The organism is Streptomyces sp. NPDC050548, assembly GCF_044457385.1.
In the GTDB taxonomy this organism is placed as follows: Bacteria; Actinomycetota; Actinomycetes; order Streptomycetales; family Streptomycetaceae; genus Streptomyces.
Window position 1 is genome coordinate 80,069 of the sequence record NZ_JBITGV010000010.1, and the last position, 19,921, is coordinate 99,989.

A 19,921-nucleotide genomic window follows, 5' to 3' on the forward strand; every position below is an offset into this window, starting at 1 on the left:
GAGAGGACTCCGCATGACCACGGAAGAAGCGGCCGTCGACGACGACGGCGGCCGCAAGCACCACCTGGTGCACTTCGACCGGCACACCCCCGACTACCGCGACCGGTTCGAGGACATCACCCACGAACTGCACGGTCAGTGCCCGATCGCCTGGACGGAGGCCCACGGCGGCCACTGGGTCGCCAGTGGCAACCGTGAGGTGTTCGAACTCGCGCGGTCCGCCGAGTTCCTCTCCAACGACCATGACGTGAAAGGGGAGCGGCGCGGCTACAAGGGCATCTCCATCCCCCCGCCGCCCCGTGCCCGCGAGGCCCAGGGCGGCTTCCTGGAGATGGACCCGCCGGACCAGCGGCACTACCGGCAGACCCTCAACCCGTATCTGTCGCCGGCCGCGATCCAGCGCTGGGTCCCGTTCGTCGACGAGGTCGTCCGCGCGAGCATCGACGAGAAGATCGAGTCCGGGCACATCGACTTCGTCGACGACCTGGCCAACATCGTCCCCGCCGTGCTCACCCTGGCGATGATGGGCATCCCGCTGGAGCGCTGGACCATCTACAACGAACCGGCCCACGCCTCCGTCTACACCCCGCCCAACTCACCCGACATGCAACGAGTGTTGGACCTGAGCCGCAAGATGGGCATGGACCTCATGGCCCAGCTCGCGGAGATCCGGAAGAACCCCCGCCCCGGCCTGGTGGACGCGCTCGTCCGCGCCGACATCAACGGCCGCAACCCCGATGACGGTGAACTCCTCGGCGTCTGCGCACTGTTGATCGGCGGCGGCTTCGACACCACGACCGCGCTCACCGCCCACTCCCTCGAATGGCTCTCCCAACACCCGGAGGAGCGGGCCCGGTTGAGCCGGGAGCGCAAGACCCTGCTGGACTCCGCGACCGAGGAGTTCCTGCGCTTCTACACCCCGGCACCCGGAGACGGCCGCACCATCACCGCCGACTGCGAGATCGCCGGCACCCGGTTCAAGGAGGGCGAACGCCTCTGGCTCTCCTGGGCGATGGCCAACCGCGACCCGTCGGTCTTCCCCGACCCGGACCGCGTCGACATGGAACGCAAGGGCAACCGCCACAGCAGCTTCGGCCTCGGCATCCACCGCTGCATCGGCTCCAACGTGGCCCGCACCGTGTTCAAGCGGATGGTGACGGCCGTACTCGACCGGATGCCCGACTACGAGTGCGCCCCCGAAGGCGCCGTGCACTACGAGACCATCGGCGTCATCCAGGGCATGCGCCATCTCCCCGCCACCTTCACCCCGGGCAAGCGGCTCGGCGCCGGACTCGACGAGACCCTCGCCGAACTCCAGAAGCTCTGCGACGAACAGCGCCTCGCCGAACCCGTCACCGTCCGCAAGTCCACGGCACGGATCGACACATGACGGACAGTCAGCGCCCGGGACCGGTGATCACGGAGGAGAACGAGTTCTTCTGGACCTCCGGCGCGGACGGCCGGCTGCGGCTGACGGAGTGCGGGTCCTGCCAGGCCCTCATCCACCCGCCGCAGCCGGTGTGCCGGTACTGCCACGGCCACGACATGGGCGTCCGCGCAGTCTCCGGCCGTGCGACGCTGATCGGCTTCACCGTCAACCACCGCTTCGCCCTGCCCGGCCTACCCGCGCCCTACGTCGTCGCCCAGGTCGCCTTGGAGGAGGACCCCCGCGTCCGCCTCACCACCAACGCCGTCCAATGCACCGCGGACGAGCTGGAGTTGGGCATGCGGATGGAGGTCGTCTTCGAGCAGGTCGAGGACGCCTGGCTGCCCCTGTTCCGCCCGGCACCCGAACGTCCGGCCCCGGACCCGCTGCCGCTCGCCGAGGTGGACACCCGCCAACTCGCCCGCCGGGTACGGCCGATGGTGTCGACCGAGAAGTTCGAGGACAAGGTCGCGATCACCGGCATCGGCATGTCGCAGATAGGCCGCCGCCTCCTGGTCCCACCGGTGTCCCTGACCGTCCAGGCCTGCCAACAGGCCATCGCCGACGCCGGGTTGACCGTCGACGACATCGACGGCCTGGCCACCTACCCGGGCGCCGGCACCGCGTACGGCGGCTTCGGCGAAGGTGGCGTCACCGCCCTGGAATCCGCCCTCGGCCTCGAACCGACCTGGTACAACGGCGGCAGCGAGACCTTCGGTCCCTGCGGCTCCCTCATCTCCGCGATGCTCGCCGTCGCAGGCGGACTTGCCCGGCACGTCCTGTGCTTCCGCACGGTCTGGGAGGCGTCGTACGGCGAGCTTGTACGCCGCGGCCGGATCGCGCAGGACCCGCCGCGGAAACTGGACGGCTGGATGAAGCCGTTCGGCGCGACCTCGGCCGCGCACACCCTCGCCCAGAACGCCCAACGCCACTTCCACCGCTACGGCACCACCCGCGAGACCCTCGGCTGGATCGCCCTCAACCAGCGGGCCAACGCGGCACTCAACCCCACGGCGGTCTACCGCGACCCGCTGACCATGGACGACTACCTGGGCGCCCGCCCGATCACCACCCCGTTCGGCCTCTACGACTGCGACGTCCCCTGCGACGGAGCGGTCGCCGTGATCGTGTCGGCCGTGGACGCGGCCCGGGACCTCGCCCAACCGCCCGTGCTGGTGGAGGCGGTCGGCACCCAGATCCTGGAACGGCTCGAATGGGACCAGAGCACGCTGACCCACGAGCCTCAAGTGCTGGGACAGTCCGCCCACTTGTGGTCCCGCACCTCGCTGGGCCCCGAGGACGTCGACGTCGCCGAACTCTACGACGGCTTCACCTTCAACTGCCTCTCCTGGCTTGAGGGGTTGGGGTTCTGCGGCATCGGCGAGTCGAAGGACTTCCTGGACGGCGGCAAGAACATCGCACGGGACGGCGTACTGCCGCTGAACACCCACGGCGGGCAGCTCTCCCACGGCCGCACCCACGGCATGGGACTGGTCCACGAGGCCATCACCCAGCTGCGTGGCGCGGCCGGGCCGAGGCAGGTCGCAGGCGCCCGGGTGGCGGTGGCGAGCAGCGGCGGACTCACCCCGAGCGGCGTGATCCTCTTCCGGGCGGACGGATGAACCCACGTACCACGGAGGTCGTTTCGCGCGTCGTCGACGTCGACGGCATCCCCATGTCGGCGCTGCTGTGCGAGGCCCGCGAACCGCGCGCGGTCCTCGTCGCGCTGCACGGGGGAGCGGTGACCTCCCGCTACTTCGACTACCCCGACCAGCCCCGCCTGTCCCTCCTGCGCACGGCGGCGGCACTCGGCTACACCACCGTCGCCATCGACCGCCCCGGATACGGGAGTTCGGCTCCGTACGGCGAGAGCATGGCTTCCCCGGCGCGACGCGTCGACCTCGCCTACGGAGTGGTGGACCAGCTGCTCGCCTCGCGTCCGCGCGGAGCGGGCCTGTTCCTGTGGGCGCACTCGATCGGCTGCGCCCTGGGCGTGCGCATGGCCGGTGACGAACGGCGCAGCGACCTTCTCGGGCTGGAGATCGCCGGTACCGGACGCCATCACGCGCCCGCCGCCGTCGAGATCCTGGACTTCAGGCGGCGCGACCCGGCCGAGCCGCGACGGTCAGGACCCGGACTGCGCGACCTGCTGTGGGAGCCGTCGCGCCTGTATCCGGCCGAAGTCGTCGGTGCCGCCCGCATCCAGTCGTCGGGTCCGCCGTACGAAGGCACCGTGGCCCGCCGTTGGCCGCTGGAGTTCGCCGAAGTCGCCGCCCACGTGCGGATTCCCGTGCACTACACGCTCGGTGACCACGAACGCGTGTGGAGCTCCGGGCCCGCGGCCATGGCCGACATCGCGAGCCTGTTCACCGCCTCCCCACGGGTCGTCACCGACGAACAGGCCGACAGCGGCCACAACTTGAGCATCGGGCGCACCGCGACCGGATACCACCTGAAGATCCTCTCGTTCGTCGAGGAGTGCGTGCTCGGCCGGGAGAACGACGGGATCGACCGTCTGCCGAGGAGAGCCGGATGAGCGACGCCGACAACGCCGTACTGCTGCTCGTACGAGTGGTCGTCGGACTCGTCATGATCATGCACGGGCTGAATCACTGGCGCGGCGGCGGCAGGATCGAGGGCACTGCCCGCTGGTTCACCGGACTCGGCCTGAGGCAGGGCGTGCTGCAGGCCTGGATGAGCGTGCTCACCGAGGTCGGCGCGGGCCTCCTGCTCGTCCTCGGTCTCCTCGCCCCGCTGGCCTGTGCCGCCGTCGTCTCCGTGATGCTGGTCGCGGGACTGCTCGCCCACCGGCCCAACGGGTTCTTCGTCTTCAAGGACGGCTACGAGTACGTCCTCACGCTCGCCGTCGTCGCCCTGGCCCTCGCGGTGCTGGGCCCCGGCCGCTGGTCCCTCGACCACGCGGCCGGCCTCGACCTGACCGGCTGGACCGGTGGCGCGATCGCGCTCGGCGTGGCCGTGGTGGCGACCGGGGGACTGCTGGGCACGTTCTGGCGACCGGAGCCCGCCGCAGAAACGCTGGCGGCCGACAACACCCCCGAGCAAGTCGACCAGGAGGCCCGCTGATGCGCGTCGGATTCATCGGGCTGGGCAGCCAAGGCGCCCCCATGGCACGCCGGATCGTCGAGGCGGGCTTCGAGACCACGCTCTGGGCGCGCCGCCCGGCCACCCTCGCCGCGTTCGGGGACACGGCCGCCCGGCGCGCCGCGTCACCCGTCGAACTGGCCGCGGCCAGCGACCTTGTGTGCGTCTGTGTCGTCGACGACGCCGACGTCGAACAGGTCGTCACGGGTGAGCAGGGCGTACTGACCGGCCTGCGCCGGGGCGGAGTCATCGCCGTGCACAGCACGGTCCACCCCGACACCTGCCGGCGGCTGGCCGAACGGGCCAAGGCGCACGGCGTGTCGGTGGTCGACGCACCGGTCAGCGGCGGCGGACGAGCCGCCGCCGAGGGCCGGCTGCTGGTGATGACGGGAGGCGAGTCCGGCACGGTCGCCTACTGCCGCAAGGCGTTCGAGACCTTCGGCGATCCCGTGCTGCACATGGGCCCGCTCGGCTCGGGACAGATCGCCAAACTTCTCAACAACCTATTGTTCACTGCCAACTTGGCGACCGCGGCCGATACGCTGGCCCTGGCACCGGAGTTCGGCATCGACCGCGGCGCTCTCGCCGAAGCCGTGCTCCACGGCAGCGGAGCGAGCTTCGCCCTCGACCGCGTGAAGTCCGCGGGCGGCACGCTCGACCCTCTCGCGGAGCGCGCGGGACCCCTGCTCCGCAAGGACGTGAGACTCCTGGCCGGCCTCGCCGAGTCGGCGGACGCCACGGCGGGCACCGCACTCGCGGCGGCCGACGCGGCCCTGGACCGCATGGGCCAAGGGCGCCTGACGGCGGCCCCGACTCCCGCTCCACGAAAGTGAAAACGAGCTTCTCGCCAGTGGAGAAGATTGATATCGTCGCTCGTCGTCAGACTGGTGACGGAAGGGAACCGTGCACACCGTGAAGGACTTCGAGGCGATCGACTTCTTCCAGGACGACGAGGTCGTCGCGGACCCCTATCCCTATTTGGCGGCCCTGCGCGGGAAGTGCCCGGTGCTGCGTGAGAGCCACCACGACGTGACGATGGTGACGGGCTACGACGAGGCGATCCAGGTCCTCAACGACTCCGACACGTACTCGTCCTGTCTCTCGGTGACCGGCCCGTTCCCCGGGTTCCCGGTCCCGCTGGACGGCGATGTCGACGTCAGCGCGCTGATCGAGCAGTACCGCGACCAGCTCCCGATGAGCGACCAGCTGCCGACGCTCGACCCGCCCATGCACACGGACCACCGCGGTCTGCTGATGCGGATGATCACCCCGCGCCGCCTCAAGGAGAACGAGGCGTCGATGTGGCACCTCGCCGACGCCCAGCTGGACGCGTATCTCGCCGCCGGCGAGGGCGACTTCATCAGCGGGTTCGCCGGTCCCTTCACCCTGCGGGTCATCGCCGACCTGCTCGGAGTGCCCGACGAGGACCGCAACACGTTCGTGGAGGGCCTCGAACACCAGCCGCGGGGCGGCGTCGGAAGCACGGACGGCGAGCTGGCGTACTCGCCGCTGCAGTACCTCTACGCGCAGTTCTCGGCCTATGTCGAGGAGCGCCGCCGTGAGCCGCGCGAGGACGTGATCACGGGCCTCGCCCTCGCGAAGTTCTCCGACGGGTCGACCCCCGACGTCGCCGACGTGGCCCGCGTGGCCACCAACCTGTTCGCGGCCGGCCAGGAGACGACCGTCCGGCTGCTGAGCAACGCCCTCAAGCTGATCGCCGAAGACCCCGATCTCCAGCACCTGTTGCGCACCGAGCGCGACCGCATCCCGAACTTCATCGAGGAGACGCTGCGCACGGAGAGCCCGATCAAGGGCGACTTCCGGCTGTCGCGCGTGGCGTCCACGGTGGGCGGCGTCGACATCCCGGCCGGCACCACCCTCATGGTCCTCAACGGCGCCGCCAACCGCGACCCGCGCCACTTCGAGGACCCCGAGACCTTCGACCCGGCCCGCGCCAACGCCCGCCACCACCTCGCCTTCGGCCGCGGCCCCCACACCTGCCCCGGCGCCCCGCTGGCCCGCGCCGAGGCCCGGGTGGGCATCGAGCGCATCCTCGACCGTACGACCGACATCAGGATCTCGGAGAGCGTGCACGGCCCCGCCGAGGCACGGAACTACCGTTACCTGCCGACGTACATCCTGCGCGGACTCACCCATCTGAACCTGGAGTTCACGCTCGCCGAGGAGCCCGCCCGATGAAAGCCGTCATCGACACGGACCGCTGCCGGGGCCACGGCATCTGCTGGTCGATCTGCCCCGAGGTCTTCGACCTCACCGACGACGGCTACGCCGAGGTGCTGACCCCGGAAGTCCCCGCCGCGTACGAGGCCCAGGTCCGCGAGGCGATCAGCAGCTGCCCCGAGCGCGCCATCACGGTGCACTAGCCCGCTCACCCGCGTCCGTCGATGGCCGGAAGGGTCGCCCTGTCGCCATGGCAACCGTAGTGTCACATCGGTGTTGCCGCGGTGAAAGGGGTCCCCAATGACGTCGGCCCGATACGAGGAGATCCTTGTCGCCGCGCTGGCGGTGTTCGCCGAGCGCGGCTACAAGAAGGCGTCCATCGACGCAGTGGCGGAGCGCGCCGGTCTGACCAGACAGGGCGTTCTGCACTACTTCCCCAGCAAGAAACGGCTGCTCCTCGCCCTCGTCCAGCTCCGCGAGGACCTCACCCGCGAACACCTGGCCGCGCTGAGCGCCGACCCCGGCGAGGACCTCCCGGGGCTGCTCGCCGAGGTGATCACCTACGACCACAAGAACCCCGGTCTCGCCCAGATCCACAGCGTTCTCGTGGCCGAGGGGGTCACCGGCAGCGACGAGGCACTGCGGTTCTGCCACGACTACTACCGGGCGATCCAGGAGCACACCGTCGAGCACCTCACCGCGCTCTACGGCGACCGCGTACCCAGCGGTCTGACCCCGCGAGCCGCCGCCACCGCCGTGGTGGCGATGCTCGACGGGGTCCAGCAGCAGTGGATGCTCGACGAGGAGCAGACCGACTACCCGGAGATCATCCGCGAGGTGATGGGTGTGCTGCTCGGGCCCACGCCTGTATGAAATCGGCCATCGCCGTCACACTCTCGGGATGCAGACTCACCGCGTCCGGCCGCACCCGGAGATCCACCGTGACACCGGACCGGGCCGCGCGGGCGGCGAACGACAGCGAGTCGTCCAGCAGCGGATCGGTCCCCGCCACCAGCAGTTGGATCGGCGGCAGTCCGTGCAGATTGGCGTGCAGCGGACTCAGCAGCGGATTGGTCCGGTCGGCGCCGGCCGCGAACCGGGCCGCGTGCAGCCGGAGTTCGTCGATGTCGAAGCCCGGATCGGCCGCCGCGTTGAACAGCAGACTCGGCGCGTCCAGCGTCAGATCCAGCAGCGCCGAGCTCAGCACCGCACAGTCCGGCTCGGCCGCCCCCATGTCCCGCAGCCGCACCAGCAGCGAGGCCGCGAGCCCGGCCCCGAGCCGCTCACCGGCCAGCGCCACCGGACCACGGGCCTGGCACGAGCTGTACACGGCGTGCACGTCGTCGAGAGCCCCCGGGAACGACGAACGGTAGCGCGGGCACACCACCACCGCCCCCGTGCGCAAGGCGAGTCGCTCGGCCAGGTCGACCGCCGACTCCGGAGAACCCGACAACTGCCGGTCCCCGTGCAGATACAGGATGACCAGATCGCTCGCGTCCGGCGGCCGCACGATCGGCCCGACCGGGCTCGACTCGACCCGCACCCGCCCGTCGTCGGCCCCCGCCCGAGCCGTCCTCGCTCGTACGTCGGCCAGGTCCGCGCTCGCTCCGGTCGCCCCAACTCGTGTGTCACCCACGGGACATCACCCTCTCCGCTGCCTGCCAGTGCTCGTCGGACACCCAGAGGCGGGCGAAGGCGCGGGCCGCCTCCTCCTCCGGGATCGCCCCGCTCATCACGCGCTTGATCTCCCGCGCCGGGTCGGTCGCCAGTGACCTGGCCAGGGTCCGCCAGCCCTCGGCGAACTCCGTGCGAGGCAGCACGAGATCGAGCAGCCCGACGCGCTGGGCCTCGGCCGCGCCAAGTACGGTCCCGGCCCCGGCGAGCATCAACGCCCGCCCCCTGCCGACGAGTTGGGCAAGGCGCTCGGCGCCGCCCCACGCCGGCATGATGGCCAGCGCCACCTGGTTGAAACCGATCCTGATGTCGTCGGCGGCGACCCGGATGTCGGCGGCCACCGCGACCTCGGCGCCGCCGCCGAACGCGTGCCCGTTCAACGCGGCGATCACCGGTCCCGGGAAGTTCGCGATGCGGTCGCAGATCCCCCGCATCCGCAGGGCCATGGCCATCGCGTCCTCCTCGGTCCGGACCGCACTGAGCTGCTTGAGATCCCCGCCGGAGACGAACGCCCGGTCGCCGGCGCCGGTGACGACCAGTGCCTTGGCGCCGGAGGCCGCGTCGAGCGCCTTGTCGAGTTCGTCCATGGTGGCCTGGGCGATAGCATTGCGGGCCTGCGGACGGTCGATGGTGATGACCGCCAGGCCCTCGTCGAGTTCGAGATCTACGTCCATGGGCCTCAGTCCTCGTATACGACAGTGACGTGCGGCGTGGTCGGCTCGCCCTGGCAGGTCAGGACCCAGCCTTCGGCGATCTCGTCCTCGTCGAGCGCGTTGTTGACGCGCATCTTGGCCTCGCCTTCGGTGACTTGGGCGATACAGGTGGCGCAGTTGCCCGCCTCGCAGGAGAACGGCGGGGCCAGACCCGCCCGACGCGCGCTCTCCAGAAACGTCTCGCCGGAACGCTGCGCGAGCGTGTGCCGCTTGCCGGAGAGCACGAGCGTCAGAGTCCCCTCCTGCTCAGGGGCCTCCTCGGGCACTGGATCGGCGGCCTGCGCGAACCGCTCGACGAAGATCCGCTCCGGGGCGACTCCGTGAGCGAGGAGCGCGTTCTCCACCAGCTCCATGAAGGGCGCGGGCCCGCAGAGGTAGAAGTCCGCGTCCGTGTCGCCGCCCGCGAACTCCCGTACCTGGTCCGCCGTGACGAATCCCTCCCAGTCGTCGAGGTGGTGCCGGATCTCGAACCGTCCGGGGTACCGCCGCTCCAACTCGCCCAGTGCGGAGGCGAAGATGACGGCACCCGCGTCCCGGTTGGCTGACAGCACCCGCACCGGGCGCCCGGTGCCGGCCAGCGCGGACTTGGCGAGCGAGAGGACCGGGGTGATCCCGCTGCCCCCGCAGAACGCCACCACCGGAGCGGCGAACTCGTGGGCGGAGCCCGCCTGTTCGCCTTCCCGCAGACAGAACACCCCTGCGGGCAGCGTGGTTTCGAGGACGTCGCCGGGGGCCAGATGGTCGTGCATCCAGTTGGACACCAGACCGCCCGGCACCCGCTTCACCGTCGTCATCAACTCGGCGTCCGTCTCCGGCGAACTGGACATCGAGTAACTGCGCAGCGTGCCGCAGGCCTTGATCGTGACGAACTGGCCCGCCCGGTACGGGAAGGGCGCGTCGAGTACGTACGTCCGGGTGTCGGGCGTCTCCTGGATGATCCGGGTGATCCGGACCGGGTGGAACCCGTGGTCTCGTCCCATGTATGGAATTTACCTTCTCGCTCTGAGAGAGTGCAATTCTCAATGACGAGAGGAAGTTCCTGTCGTGCGGACTGTCCCCGCTGAACTGGTCAGGCGCTACGAGGCGGAGGGGTGGTGGACCGGGGAGACGATCGGTGACCTGCTGGCGCGGGGACTGGAGACCGCCCCGGGCGCCGCGTTCCGCGTGCACTCGGCGGTACGGCCCTGGGAAGGCACCTTCGCCGAGGTCGAACTGACGGCCCGCCGACTGGCCGCAGGACTGCGCGAACGGCGTGTCGCCCCCGGCGACGTGGTGGCACTCCAGCTGCCCAACTGGATGGAGGCCGCCGCCGTCTTCTGGGCCTCGGCGTTCCTCGGCGCGGTCGTGGTGCCGATCGTCCACTTCTACGGACGCAAGGAAGTCGGCTACATCCTGGACACGGTCGAACCCAAGGTCTTCGTGACGGCCGAACGGTTCGGGCATCTCTCCTACGACCCCGACCTGAGCGCGAAGATCCCCGTGGTCGGTGTCGTCGGGCGGGACTTCGACGAACTGCTCGCCGACGAACCGCTGCCCGGCGTCGTACCGACGGACCCGGCCGGCCCGGCGCTGATCGCCTTCACCTCCGGAACGACCCGCGATCCCAAGGGAGTTGTGCACAGCCACCACACCCTGGGCTTCGAGACCCGCCAACTGGCCGGCCGCTACCCACCGGACCGTGGCAACCAGCTCACCTCCGCCCCCGTCGGCCACTTCATCGGCATGGTCAACGCCTTCCTGATCCCCGTCCTCGACGGCAGCCCGGTCAACCTCGCCGACACCTGGGACCCGGGCCAGGCACTGGAGTTGATGGCCCGCGACGGACTCACCGTCGGAGGCGGCGCCGCCTACTACATGACGAGCCTGCTCGACCACCCCGACTTCACGCCCGCCCACCTGGCAGGCATGAAGTACGCGGGCCTCGGCGGTGCGGCCGTACCCAACGCCGTGACCAGACGACTCGCGGACCTCGGCATCACTGTCTTCCGGGCCTACGGCAGCACCGAGCACCCCTCGATCACGGCCTCCAGTCACACCGCGCCCGAGGGCAAACGGCTCTACACCGACGGAGACGTGCTGGCCGGAGTGGAGATCCGGCTCGCGGAGGACGGCGAGATCCTCAGCCGCGGCCCCGACCTGTGTCTCGGCTACACCGACGACGCCCTCACCGAGTGCGCCTTCGACGCGGACGGCTGGTACCGCACCGGCGACATCGGCCGGCTCGACGAGGACGGCTACCTGACCATCACCGACCGCAAGGCGGACATCATCATCCGCGGCGGCGAGAACATCGGCGCGCTGGAGGTGGAGGAGGTCCTCCTCGCCCTGCCGTCCGTCGCCGAGGCCGCGGTCGTGGCCGCCCCGGACGCTCGCCTCGGCGAGCACGCGGCAGCCGTCGTACGACTGAGGCCCGGCCACCCCGAACCCACCCTCGACGATCTCCGCGCCCACTTCGGCGCGGCGGGGCTGGCCCGCCAGAAGTGGCCGGAGGAGCTGCACGTCGTCGAGGACTTCCCGCGCACCGCCAGCGGCAAGGTCCAGAAGTTCGTTCTCCGCAAGGATATTGCCGCCCATCAAGAGTGAGAATAGGATTCTCGTAATCTGCGAAGGAGGATCTCATGCCATCGCGTGTGCCGCCGTATCCGCTGTTCGACGCGGACAACCACCTGTACGAGACCGAGGACGCGCTCACCCGGTACCTGCCCAAGCAGTACGCGAGCGCCATTCAGTATGTGCAGGTGAAGGGGCGTACGAAGATCGCCATCCGCGGTCAGATCAGTGACTACATCCCCAACCCCACCTTCGAGGTCGTCGCCCGGCCCGGCGCCTGGGAGGACTACTTCCGCGAGGGCAACCCCGAGGGCAAGTCCCACCGGGAGCTGTTCGGCGAGCCGATGCGGTCGATCCCCGCGTTCCGCGAACCCGCGCCGCGCCTGGCCCTCATGGACGACCTGGGCATCCAGCAGACCCTGATGTTCCCGACCCTCGCCAGCCTCGTCGAGGAACGGATGCGGGACGACCCCGAGCTGATCCACGTCGTCGTGCACGCCCTCAACCAATGGCTGCACGAGACCTGGCAGTTCAACTACAAGAACCGCATTTTCACCACCCCGGTGATCAGCCTGCCGATCCTGGACAAGGCGATCGCCGAACTGGAGTGGTGCCTTGAGCGCGGAGCGCGGGCGATTCTCGTCCGGCCCGCCCCGGTCCCCGGGTACGGCGGGTCGCGGTCCTTCGCGCTGCCGGAGTTCGACCCCTTCTGGAAGCGGGTCGAGGAGGCGGGTGTGCTGGTGGCCATGCACTCCTCCGACAGCGGCTACTCGCGCTACTCCAGCGACTGGGAGGGCAAGAGCCAGGAGATGACGCCGTTCCAGGCGCAGGTCTTCCGGATGATGTCCGAGTGGCGCCCGGTCACCGACGCGGTCGCGTCCTGGGTCTGCCACGGAGCCCTGTTCCGCTTCCCGGAACTCAAGGTCTCGGTCATCGAGAACGGCTCCTCGTGGCTGCTGCCGCTGCTCGACCAACTCGCCAGCACCTACAAGAAGCAGCCCAAGGGCTTCCTCGGTGACCCGGTCGAAGAGGTCAGGAACCGCATCCACATCAGCCCGTTCTGGGAGGAGGACATGGCCGCCCTCTCCGAGGTCGTCGGCGTCGAGCGTGTCCTGTTCGGGTCCGACTACCCCCACCCCGAGGGGCTGGCCGACCCGGTCTCCTACATCGACGCCATCCAGGGCATGAAGCAGGCCGACCAGGCCAAGATCATGGGCGGCAACCTCGCCCGCCTGATCGGCGTATGACCTGGGAGAGCATCCCGCAGATGGTGCTGAGCGCGGCCGACCGCTTCGGTGACGCCGAAGCCGTGGTGGACGGCCCGCTCCGCCTCACGTTCACCGAGCTGGTCGAGCGGGTGCGCGTGGCTGCGGGGGCGTTCGCGTCGGCCGGGGTGGAGCAGGGCGACCGGGTCGCGATCTGGGCGCCCAACTCCGCCGAGTGGATCGTCGCCGCCTTCGGTCTCATGACCGCGGGCGGTGTGGTCGTGCCCGTCAACACCCGCTTCAAGGCGGACGAGGCCCACGACATCATCGTGCGCAGCGGTGCGAAGGCCGTTCTCGTCCAGGAGGGCTTCCTCGGCCTGGACTTCAAGGCACCGCCCGGTGTGCCGGTCATCGACCTCAAGTCCGGCTTCCTGGCGAGCGGTTCGCCCTTCGAGCGGAAGGTGACCGGCGACCAGGTCAGCGACATCGTCTTCACCTCGGGCACCACCGGCCGCCCCAAAGGCGTCCTGATGACCCACGCCCAGACGCTCCGCCTGTACACGGAGTGGTGCGACCTCGCCGGGGTCAGGGAGGGCGACCGCTATCTGATCGTCAACCCGTTCTTCCACATCTTCGGCTTCAAGGCGGGCATGGTCGCCTCGCTGATCCGCGGCATGACCATCCTGCCCGTACCCGTCTTCGACGTGGAGAAGGTCCTCGACCTGGTCGAGCGCGAGAAGGTGACGGTCCTGCCCGGCCCGCCCACGCTCTACCATTCCCTGCTCACCGACCGAGGCTCAAGAGACCTTTCCTCACTGCGAGTTGCGGTCACCGGCGCCGCCGACATCCCCGTCGAACTGATCCGCCGCGTGATGACCGAACTGCCCTTCACCTCGATCATGACGGGCTACGGCCTGACCGAGGCGGGCACCGCAACCGCCACCCGCCCCGGCGACTCCTTCGAGGACATCGCCACCACCGTCGGCACCCCCTGCGACGGCGTCGAGGTCCACATCGCCGACGACGGCGAGGTGTTGGTCCGCGGCTACAGCGTCATGCGCGGCTACTTCAACGACCCCGAGGCGACCGCCCAAGCCATCGACGAGGACGGCTGGTTGCACACCGGGGACCTCGGCACGCTCGACGAACGCGGCTATCTGAGGATCGTCGGCCGCAAGAAGGACATGTTCATCGTCGGCGGCTTCAACGCCTACCCGGCCGAGATCGAGGGCTTCCTGATGGAACACCCGGCGGTCGCCCAGGCCGCCGTGATCGGTGTCCCGGACGAACGGATGGGACAGGTCGGCAAGGCCTTCGTCGTCCTCCGACAGCCGCTGACCGCCGACGAGTTGATCGAGTGGAGCCGGCGCCGGATGGCCGGGTTCAAGGTGCCCCGGTCCGTGGAGTTCCTGACGGAACTGCCGCTGAACGCCACCGGAAAGGTGATGAAGGACCTCCTGCGATGACGCCTCCCACACCGCCCCAGGGCGAAGAACCCGTCCGGACCGCGTCCGGCCTGCCCCTCAAACCGGTCTACGGCCCCGACGACGTCAAGGCAGAGCCGCCCGCGCCGGGCAACTTCCCCTTCACGCGCGGCAATTACGCCACCGGATACCGGGGACGGCTGTGGACCCTGCGCCAGTACTCCGGCTTCGGCACCGCCGAATCGTCCAACCGCCGCTACCACTACCTCCTCCAACAGGGCGGCACCGGACTCTCCGTGGCGCTCGACCTGCCCACCCAGTGCGGCTACGACTCCGACGACCCCGAAGTCGGCGAGGAGGTCGGCCGGGTCGGGGTCGCCGTCGACACGCTCGCCGACGCCGAAGTCCTCTTCGAGGGCATCCCGTTGGACCGGATCAGCACCAGCTTCACCATCAACGGCACCGCCGCGATCCTGCTCGCCTTCTACGTCGCCGCCGCCGAACGGGCTGGGGTACCCCGCGCGAAGCTCACCGGCACGATCCAGAACGACATCCTCAAGGAGTACGCGTCCAGGGGCACTTGGATCTGGCCCGCCGAACCGTCCCTCCGACTCATCGCGGACACCATCGAGTTCTGCGCGGCCGAAGTACCGCGCTTCAACGCGATCTCGGTCGCCGGCTCGCACTTCCGCGACGCCGGTGCCAACGCCGTGCAGGAGATGGCGTTCACGCTCGCCGACGGGGTCACCTACTGCGACACGGTGCTCGCCCGGGGGCGTATGACGATCGATCAGTTCGCCCCGCAGGTCTCCTTCTTCTTCTACACGCACGGCGATTTCTTCGAGGAGATCGCCAAGTACCGTGCCGGACGCAGGCGTTGGGCGACCATCGTGCGCGAGCGGTACGGCGCCGACAGCGACAAGGCGGCCATGTTCCGCTTCGGCTGCGTCGCCGGAGGTGCCTCTCTCTACGCACCCCAGGCGCAGAACAACACCGTCCGCGTGGCCTATGAGGCGCTTGCCTCGGTCCTCGGCGGCGTCCAGTCCATGTTCACGGCCGCCTGGGACGAGCCCTTCGCCCTGCCCAGCGAGGAGTCGGCGACACTCGCGCTGCGCACGCAGCAGATTCTCGCCCACGAGACGGGTGTTGCCCGGGTCGCGGATCCGCTCGGCGGCTCGTACTTCGTGGAGGCGCTCACCGACGCCACCGAGGAGCGCATCGTCGAGATCATGGAGGACCTGGAGCGGTACGGCGGCATGGTCCGGGCCATCGAGGACGGCTATCTGCAGACCCTCATCGCCGACGAGGCCTACCAGTTGCACCGTGAGGTGGAGGCGGGCACCCGTCCGGTGGTCGGCGTCAACCGCTTCGTCTCCGACGAGCCGCCGCCCGACCTCGCCACGTACGAACTGGACGCGGAGGGCCGTGACCGGCAGCTGAAGCGCCTCGCCGACGTCAAGGCCACCCGCGACGCGGCCCTCGTACGGCAACGTCTCGCCGAACTGGCCCGCGCCGCGGAAGGTACCGACAACCTCATGCCCATCCTGATCGACTGCGCCAAGGCCTACTGCACGGTCGGCGAGATGGTGGCCGCGCTCAAGGCGGTCTGGGGCGAGTTCCAGCAGCCGGTGGTGTTCTGATGAACTCCCGTGTACTGGTGGCCAAACCGGGGCTCGACGGACACGACCGCGGAGCCAAGATCGTCGCGCGGACCCTGCGCGACGCGGGCTTCGAGGTGATCTTCACCGGGATCCGGCAGCGCGTCGACGACATCGTGGCCGTCGCCGTTCAGGAGGACGTGGCCGTCGTCGGTCTCAGCATTCTCTCCGGCGCACATCTCGCTCTCACCACCCGCGTGATCGAGGCCCTGCGTGCCACGGGCGCCGAGGACATCGCCGTCGTCGTGGGCGGCACCATCCCACCGGCCGACGTACCGAAACTGCTGTCGGCCGGAGCCGCCGCGGTCTTCCCCACGGGCACACCGCTCGACGCCCTCGTCACCGAGATGCGCGCCCTGACATCCGTCACCTCGCCATGACCCGGCGGCAACCCGAAAACCTGGAGGCAGCGTGCGCATCGGAGTGATGATCGGGCCCGAGCGCGGGGACTCGGTCCGCAAGGTCACGCGGATGATCGACGACGTGACATGGGCCGAGAAGGCGGGCTTCGACACCGTGTGGGTGCCGCAGATCCCGACCGACTTCGACGCGCTCACGGCGGTCGCGCTGATGGGCGCGCGCACCGAGCGCATCGAACTGGGCACCGCCGTAGTGCCGTTGCAGGCCCAGCACCCCATCGCCCTTGCCCGGCAGGCCATTTCGGCCCAGGCGGCGGCAGGCGGACGACTCGCGCTGGGGCTCGGCCCGTCCCATCACTGGATCATCCGGGACATGCTCGGACTGCCGTACGAGAAACCGGCCGCCCTCACCCGCGACCATCTGGACGTCCTGGACGCCGCGTTCGCCGGAACGGACATGGTCGACGTCGAGAACGACACCTTCACCGTCCACAACCCGCTCACCCTCGCCCCCGTCTCCCGGCTGCCGGTTCTGCTCGCGGCCCTCGGCCCGGTCATGCTGCGGCTCGCCGGGGAACGGGCCGACGGGACGGTGCTGTGGATGGCGGACGAACGCGCGGTCGCCGAACACGTCGTGCCCCGCATCACCAAGGCCGCCGAGAGCGCCGGACGCCCGGCACCCCGGATCGTCGCGGGCATCCCGGTCTGCCTGTGCGCACCCGACCGCGTCGACGAGGCCCGCGAGCGCGCCAACCGCATCCTCGGCGAGGCCGAGATCTCGCCCAACTACCAGCGCCTGCTGGACTACGGCGACGCCCGCGACGTCGGCGACCTGTGCGCGGCCGGCGACGAGAACGCCATCGCCGCCCGCTTCCAGCGCTTCGCGGACGCCGGGGTGACCGACCTCTCCGTACGGCTGCTGCCCATCGGCGACAACCGCGACGAGCTGGTCGCCTCCAAGTACCGCACCCGCGACATGCTCGCCGCCCTCGCCGCGGACCTGCGATGACCGCCGGACCGCTGGACGGCATCCGCGTCCTGGAGGTCGGCCACATGCTGGCAGGCCCCTACGCCACGATGATGCTCGCCGACCTCGGCGCCGAGGTCACCAAGATCGAGCCGCCCGGCGGGGACATCTCGCGCCAGGTGAGCGACGCCTACTTCGCCAGCCTCAACCGCGGCAAGCGCAGCGTCCGCCTCGACCTCACGACCGCCGACGGACAGGCCGGACTCGGTGAACTCGTCGCCGACGCCCACGCGTTGCTCGTCAACCTCAAACCGTCGGCGATCCACCGGCTGGGGCTGACGTACGACGTGCTGCGGAAGTGGAACGACCGGATCGTGTGCGTCGCGCTCACCGGATACGGGCTCGCGGCGGGCGACGAACCCGCCTTCGACTACGTGGTTCAGGCGGCCACGGGCGTCGCCGCCCTCACCGGCGACCCGGACGGTCCGCCGACCCTCCCCGGCTATTCCTCCGCCGACAACTCCTCGGGTCTGACAGCCGCGTTGGGACTCCTCGCCCACATCGTCTCCGGACGCGGCGGCCAAGTGGAGGTGTCCTTGCGGGACGTGATGCTGTCTCAGCTCAACTACCGCGCCTCCGCCTACCTCAACGAGGACACCGAACCGCGCCGACTGCCGCTCGGCGCGCACTCCTTCTACGTACCGGCCCAGCTCTTCCCCACGGCCGACGGCTACTTGGCGCTCTTCATCACCCACGACGGCTTCTGGAAGTCCTTCGCCGCCGAGGCCGGACTTCAAGGGTTCCCCACCATGGCGGAACGGGCGAAGCGCCGGGAGGAAGTACTCGCAGCTGTGACAGATGCCCTGGCCGGCGACACGGCCGCGTCGTGGGAGGCGCGGCTGCGTCCCCTCGGGGTGCCCGCCGCCGCCGTCCGGACATTGCCGCAGGCGCTCGCCGCCACCCCGGAGGCCGTGGTCACGGCCGGGGACTTTCGACTGGTCCGCAGCCCCGTCCGGGTCGCCGGGTACGAGCCCGACTACGGGCCGCCGCCCCGCCTCGGTGAGCATGACGTGTCCGGGGCGGTGGTGGAGTCATGAGGGCCGAGGACCAGTTCCATCTCGGGCTGGTCGTCGAGGACTTCGAGGCGACCCTGGCGGAGTTCTCGGCCGCGTTCGGGTACGCGTGGTGCGCCGAGATCGGGGGAGCGGTGCCGCTGGCGCTGCCGACCGGAGACGCCGTTCTCGACATCAGCTGCGCCTACTCCCGGACACTGCCTCGACTGGAGATCGTCCGACGGGTGCCGGGCACCCTGTGGGAACCGGTGGCCGGTGGGGGAGTGCACCACGTCGGCTACTGGTCGGACGACGTCGCAGCCGACGCCGCCGAACTCACCGCGCAGGGCTTCGTGACCGAGGCACGCCGGATCGGCTCCGGGGGCGCGCCCTTCGCCTTCCTGCGCGGGCCCAGCGGACTGCTCGTGGAACTCGTGGACCGGGTGGCGCGGCCGGGCCTGGAGAAGTACTGGAGCCACGGAGGAGGGACCGCATGACGACCGTGGGCATCGCGACCGGCGCCGGGCGCGGCATGGGACTGGCCTGCGCACGCCGTCTCACCGACCTGGTGGACACACTGCTGCTGGTGGACCACGACGAACCGGCCGTCACCGCCGCCGCGAAGGAACTGTCGGCCGCGGACGGGGAGGTGCGGATCGAACCTTTCGTCCTCGACATCACCGACCCGGCCGGACTCGCCCAACTCGCCTCCCGCACAGCAGAATCGGGCACCCTCAGGGCCGTCTCCCACGCCGCCGGGATCTCACCCACCATGGCCGACTGGCGGCGCATCTTCGAGGTCGACCTCGTCGGCACCGCCCGCCTCGCCGAGGCTCTCCGCCCGCTCGCCACCGAGGGAACGGCACTGGTGTGCTTCGCCTCGATGGCCCCGCTGCTCGGCAACCTGGACGCCGATCCCGCCGTGGCGGCGATCCTCGACGACCCGCTCAGGGACGACTTCCTCGACCGGCTCCGGGACGCCCTCGGGCCCGCTGTCGAGAACTCCGGGCTCGCCTACGCGTGGGCCAAGCACGGGGTGCACCGGTTCGTGCGACGGGAGGCGGTACGGCTGGGGCCGTACGGTGCCCGTGCGTGTTCCGTCTCACCGGGTGTCATCGACACCCCGCAGGGGCGGCAGGAGGCAGCGGCCCAGCCCGCGATGGCCGCGCTCGTGGAACGGACACCGCTCGGCCGGACGGGGCGGGCCGAGGATGTCGCGGCGGCGGTGGCGTTCCTGCTGTCGGACGAGGCCGCTTTCGTTTCCGGGATCGACGTTCTCGTCGACGGCGGAGTGTGTGCGGCGGTCCGGTGACGCCTTACGGCGTCAGCGCCGACGGCCACTGCGGCGCGCGGACCAACCCGTCCCCAGGCCGGCCGAGTGCGCGGCGAGGAAGGCCAGTCCGAGGAGCATGAGGCTCGTCGGGGTGAAGACCAGCTGGGTCGATGTCTCGGTGACGCGGATGAGGAAGGCGATGACGAAGAGCGCGGCAGCCACAAAGGCAAGCATGTGAGGATCCCTACGAATGGACGACGAGCCACCGGTGACCCCGGCGGCTCGTCGTTCCGTGTGCCCCCGATGGCGCCGATCAGTCGTGCCCGCCGCGACTCGC

General features: G+C 70.2%; 21 protein-coding genes. 17 read left to right on the top strand and 4 right to left on the bottom strand.

The window, feature by feature from the left end; translation table 11 throughout:
- Positions 1-13 precede the first annotated feature (13 nt).
- The 8 genes from ACIBJH_RS26685 to ACIBJH_RS26720 all read left to right on the top strand — a co-directional run bounded on the left by ACIBJH_RS26685 (position 14) and on the right by ACIBJH_RS26720 (position 7,582).
- Positions 14-1,390, top strand: a complete 1,377-nt coding sequence (locus ACIBJH_RS26685) for a cytochrome P450 (protein ID WP_399119393.1) — start codon at positions 14-16, stop codon at positions 1,388-1,390.
- The gene (locus ACIBJH_RS26690; protein WP_399119394.1) at positions 1,387-3,048 is read left to right on the top strand and encodes a thiolase C-terminal domain-containing protein; all 1,662 of its coding nucleotides are present in this window, start codon (positions 1,387-1,389) and stop codon (positions 3,046-3,048) included. Before ACIBJH_RS26685 ends, ACIBJH_RS26690 begins: the two co-directional genes overlap by 4 nt.
- On the top strand, positions 3,045-3,962 hold the full coding sequence (locus ACIBJH_RS26695; protein ID WP_399119395.1) for an alpha/beta hydrolase: 918 nt from the start codon (positions 3,045-3,047) through the stop codon (positions 3,960-3,962). Before ACIBJH_RS26690 ends, ACIBJH_RS26695 begins: the two co-directional genes overlap by 4 nt.
- Positions 3,959-4,510, top strand: a complete 552-nt coding sequence (locus tag ACIBJH_RS26700) for a DoxX family protein (RefSeq protein ID WP_399119396.1) — start codon at positions 3,959-3,961, stop codon at positions 4,508-4,510. Before ACIBJH_RS26695 ends, ACIBJH_RS26700 begins: the two co-directional genes overlap by 4 nt.
- Positions 4,510-5,361, top strand: a complete 852-nt coding sequence (locus ACIBJH_RS26705; protein ID WP_399119397.1) for an NAD(P)-dependent oxidoreductase — start codon at positions 4,510-4,512, stop codon at positions 5,359-5,361. Before ACIBJH_RS26700 ends, ACIBJH_RS26705 begins: the two co-directional genes overlap by 1 nt.
- Before the next feature lie 70 nt (positions 5,362-5,431).
- The gene (locus tag ACIBJH_RS26710; protein WP_399119398.1) at positions 5,432-6,727 is read left to right on the top strand and encodes a cytochrome P450; all 1,296 of its coding nucleotides are present in this window, start codon (positions 5,432-5,434) and stop codon (positions 6,725-6,727) included.
- Complete coding sequence (locus ACIBJH_RS26715; protein ID WP_399119399.1) at positions 6,724-6,912, top strand: ferredoxin; 189 nt, start codon at positions 6,724-6,726, stop codon at positions 6,910-6,912. The genes ACIBJH_RS26710 and ACIBJH_RS26715 overlap by 4 nt, the downstream gene beginning before the upstream one ends.
- Positions 6,913-7,009: 97 nt before the next feature.
- Positions 7,010-7,582, top strand: coding sequence for a TetR/AcrR family transcriptional regulator (locus tag ACIBJH_RS26720; RefSeq protein WP_399119400.1), 573 nt, complete (start codon positions 7,010-7,012; stop codon positions 7,580-7,582).
- On the opposite strand, the gene ACIBJH_RS26725 is transcribed toward ACIBJH_RS26720, so the two are convergent.
- Genes ACIBJH_RS26725 through ACIBJH_RS26735 form a run of 3 tightly spaced genes read right to left on the bottom strand, consistent with a single transcriptional unit; the run spans position 7,536 to position 10,076 of the window.
- A complete protein-coding gene (locus tag ACIBJH_RS26725) occupies positions 7,536-8,345 on the bottom strand; it encodes an alpha/beta hydrolase fold domain-containing protein (protein ID WP_399119401.1) in 810 nt (269 codons plus the stop codon). The two genes, ACIBJH_RS26720 and ACIBJH_RS26725, sit on opposite strands and share 47 nt — an antisense overlap.
- Positions 8,338-9,057, bottom strand: a complete 720-nt coding sequence (locus ACIBJH_RS26730) for an enoyl-CoA hydratase/isomerase family protein (RefSeq protein ID WP_399119402.1) — start codon at positions 9,055-9,057, stop codon at positions 8,338-8,340. Before ACIBJH_RS26730 ends, ACIBJH_RS26725 begins: the two co-directional genes overlap by 8 nt.
- Positions 9,058-9,062: 5 nt before the next feature.
- Complete coding sequence (locus ACIBJH_RS26735) at positions 9,063-10,076, bottom strand: 2Fe-2S iron-sulfur cluster-binding protein (RefSeq protein WP_399119403.1); 1,014 nt, start codon at positions 10,074-10,076, stop codon at positions 9,063-9,065.
- Between the two features lie 64 nt (positions 10,077-10,140).
- Here ACIBJH_RS26735 and ACIBJH_RS26740 point away from each other — a divergent pair, with 64 nt between their 5' ends.
- Genes ACIBJH_RS26740 through ACIBJH_RS26780 form a run of 9 tightly spaced genes read left to right on the top strand, consistent with a single transcriptional unit; the run spans position 10,141 to position 19,623 of the window.
- Positions 10,141-11,679, top strand: coding sequence for an AMP-binding protein (locus ACIBJH_RS26740; RefSeq protein ID WP_399119404.1), 1,539 nt, complete (start codon positions 10,141-10,143; stop codon positions 11,677-11,679).
- A 35-nt stretch (positions 11,680-11,714) separates the two neighbouring features.
- Positions 11,715-12,893: an amidohydrolase family protein gene (locus ACIBJH_RS26745; protein ID WP_026178744.1), complete on the top strand. Its 1,179-nt coding sequence runs from the start codon at positions 11,715-11,717 to the stop codon at positions 12,891-12,893.
- Positions 12,890-14,317 carry a FadD3 family acyl-CoA ligase gene (locus ACIBJH_RS26750; protein ID WP_399119405.1) on the top strand — a complete coding sequence of 476 codons (1,428 nt, stop codon included), beginning with the start codon at positions 12,890-12,892 and terminating at the stop codon, positions 14,315-14,317. The genes ACIBJH_RS26745 and ACIBJH_RS26750 overlap by 4 nt, the downstream gene beginning before the upstream one ends.
- Entirely contained in the window at positions 14,314-15,915 is a 1,602-nt protein-coding gene (locus ACIBJH_RS26755) for a methylmalonyl-CoA mutase family protein (RefSeq protein ID WP_399119406.1), read from the top strand. The genes ACIBJH_RS26750 and ACIBJH_RS26755 overlap by 4 nt, the downstream gene beginning before the upstream one ends.
- A complete protein-coding gene (locus ACIBJH_RS26760) occupies positions 15,915-16,313 on the top strand; it encodes a cobalamin B12-binding domain-containing protein (RefSeq protein WP_200711216.1) in 399 nt (132 codons plus the stop codon). The genes ACIBJH_RS26755 and ACIBJH_RS26760 overlap by 1 nt, the downstream gene beginning before the upstream one ends.
- Positions 16,314-16,344: 31 nt before the next feature.
- On the top strand, positions 16,345-17,301 hold the full coding sequence (locus ACIBJH_RS26765) for an LLM class F420-dependent oxidoreductase (RefSeq protein WP_399119407.1): 957 nt from the start codon (positions 16,345-16,347) through the stop codon (positions 17,299-17,301).
- Positions 17,298-18,356 carry a CaiB/BaiF CoA transferase family protein gene (locus ACIBJH_RS26770; RefSeq protein ID WP_399119408.1) on the top strand — a complete coding sequence of 353 codons (1,059 nt, stop codon included), beginning with the start codon at positions 17,298-17,300 and terminating at the stop codon, positions 18,354-18,356. Before ACIBJH_RS26765 ends, ACIBJH_RS26770 begins: the two co-directional genes overlap by 4 nt.
- Complete coding sequence (locus tag ACIBJH_RS26775; RefSeq protein ID WP_399119409.1) at positions 18,353-18,808, top strand: VOC family protein; 456 nt, start codon at positions 18,353-18,355, stop codon at positions 18,806-18,808. The genes ACIBJH_RS26770 and ACIBJH_RS26775 overlap by 4 nt, the downstream gene beginning before the upstream one ends.
- Positions 18,805-19,623 (top strand): SDR family oxidoreductase, encoded by an 819-nt coding sequence (locus ACIBJH_RS26780; RefSeq protein ID WP_399119410.1) that lies wholly within the window; start codon positions 18,805-18,807, stop codon positions 19,621-19,623. Before ACIBJH_RS26775 ends, ACIBJH_RS26780 begins: the two co-directional genes overlap by 4 nt.
- 12 nt (positions 19,624-19,635) lie before the next feature.
- Here ACIBJH_RS26780 and ACIBJH_RS26785 read toward each other — a convergent pair whose 3' ends face one another.
- Complete coding sequence (locus ACIBJH_RS26785) at positions 19,636-19,818, bottom strand: hypothetical protein (RefSeq protein WP_019069998.1); 183 nt, start codon at positions 19,816-19,818, stop codon at positions 19,636-19,638.
- Positions 19,819-19,921 lie beyond the last annotated feature (103 nt).

What these genes read in the sequence shown, in the direction of transcription:
- ACIBJH_RS26685 (WP_399119393.1), top strand. Translation starts at nt 14, where the DNA reads ATGACCACGGAAGAAGCGGCCGTCGACGACGACGGCGGCCGCAAGCAC.
- ACIBJH_RS26690 (WP_399119394.1), top strand. Translation starts at nt 1,387, where the DNA reads ATGACGGACAGTCAGCGCCCGGGACCGGTGATCACGGAGGAGAACGAG.
- ACIBJH_RS26695 (WP_399119395.1), top strand. Translation starts at nt 3,045, where the DNA reads ATGAACCCACGTACCACGGAGGTCGTTTCGCGCGTCGTCGACGTCGAC.
- ACIBJH_RS26700 (WP_399119396.1), top strand. Translation starts at nt 3,959, where the DNA reads ATGAGCGACGCCGACAACGCCGTACTGCTGCTCGTACGAGTGGTCGTC.
- ACIBJH_RS26705 (WP_399119397.1), top strand. Translation starts at nt 4,510, where the DNA reads ATGCGCGTCGGATTCATCGGGCTGGGCAGCCAAGGCGCCCCCATGGCA.
- ACIBJH_RS26715 (WP_399119399.1), top strand. Translation starts at nt 6,724, where the DNA reads ATGAAAGCCGTCATCGACACGGACCGCTGCCGGGGCCACGGCATCTGC.
- ACIBJH_RS26720 (WP_399119400.1), top strand. Translation starts at nt 7,010, where the DNA reads ATGACGTCGGCCCGATACGAGGAGATCCTTGTCGCCGCGCTGGCGGTG.
- ACIBJH_RS26730 (WP_399119402.1), bottom strand. Translation starts at nt 9,057, where the DNA reads ATGGACGTAGATCTCGAACTCGACGAGGGCCTGGCGGTCATCACCATC.
- ACIBJH_RS26735 (WP_399119403.1), bottom strand. Translation starts at nt 10,076, where the DNA reads ATGGGACGAGACCACGGGTTCCACCCGGTCCGGATCACCCGGATCATC.
- ACIBJH_RS26745 (WP_026178744.1), top strand. Translation starts at nt 11,715, where the DNA reads ATGCCATCGCGTGTGCCGCCGTATCCGCTGTTCGACGCGGACAACCAC.
- ACIBJH_RS26750 (WP_399119405.1), top strand. Translation starts at nt 12,890, where the DNA reads ATGACCTGGGAGAGCATCCCGCAGATGGTGCTGAGCGCGGCCGACCGC.
- ACIBJH_RS26755 (WP_399119406.1), top strand. Translation starts at nt 14,314, where the DNA reads ATGACGCCTCCCACACCGCCCCAGGGCGAAGAACCCGTCCGGACCGCG.
- ACIBJH_RS26760 (WP_200711216.1), top strand. Translation starts at nt 15,915, where the DNA reads ATGAACTCCCGTGTACTGGTGGCCAAACCGGGGCTCGACGGACACGAC.
- ACIBJH_RS26770 (WP_399119408.1), top strand. Translation starts at nt 17,298, where the DNA reads ATGACCGCCGGACCGCTGGACGGCATCCGCGTCCTGGAGGTCGGCCAC.
- ACIBJH_RS26775 (WP_399119409.1), top strand. Translation starts at nt 18,353, where the DNA reads ATGAGGGCCGAGGACCAGTTCCATCTCGGGCTGGTCGTCGAGGACTTC.
- ACIBJH_RS26780 (WP_399119410.1), top strand. Translation starts at nt 18,805, where the DNA reads ATGACGACCGTGGGCATCGCGACCGGCGCCGGGCGCGGCATGGGACTG.
- ACIBJH_RS26785 (WP_019069998.1), bottom strand. Translation starts at nt 19,818, where the DNA reads ATGCTTGCCTTTGTGGCTGCCGCGCTCTTCGTCATCGCCTTCCTCATC.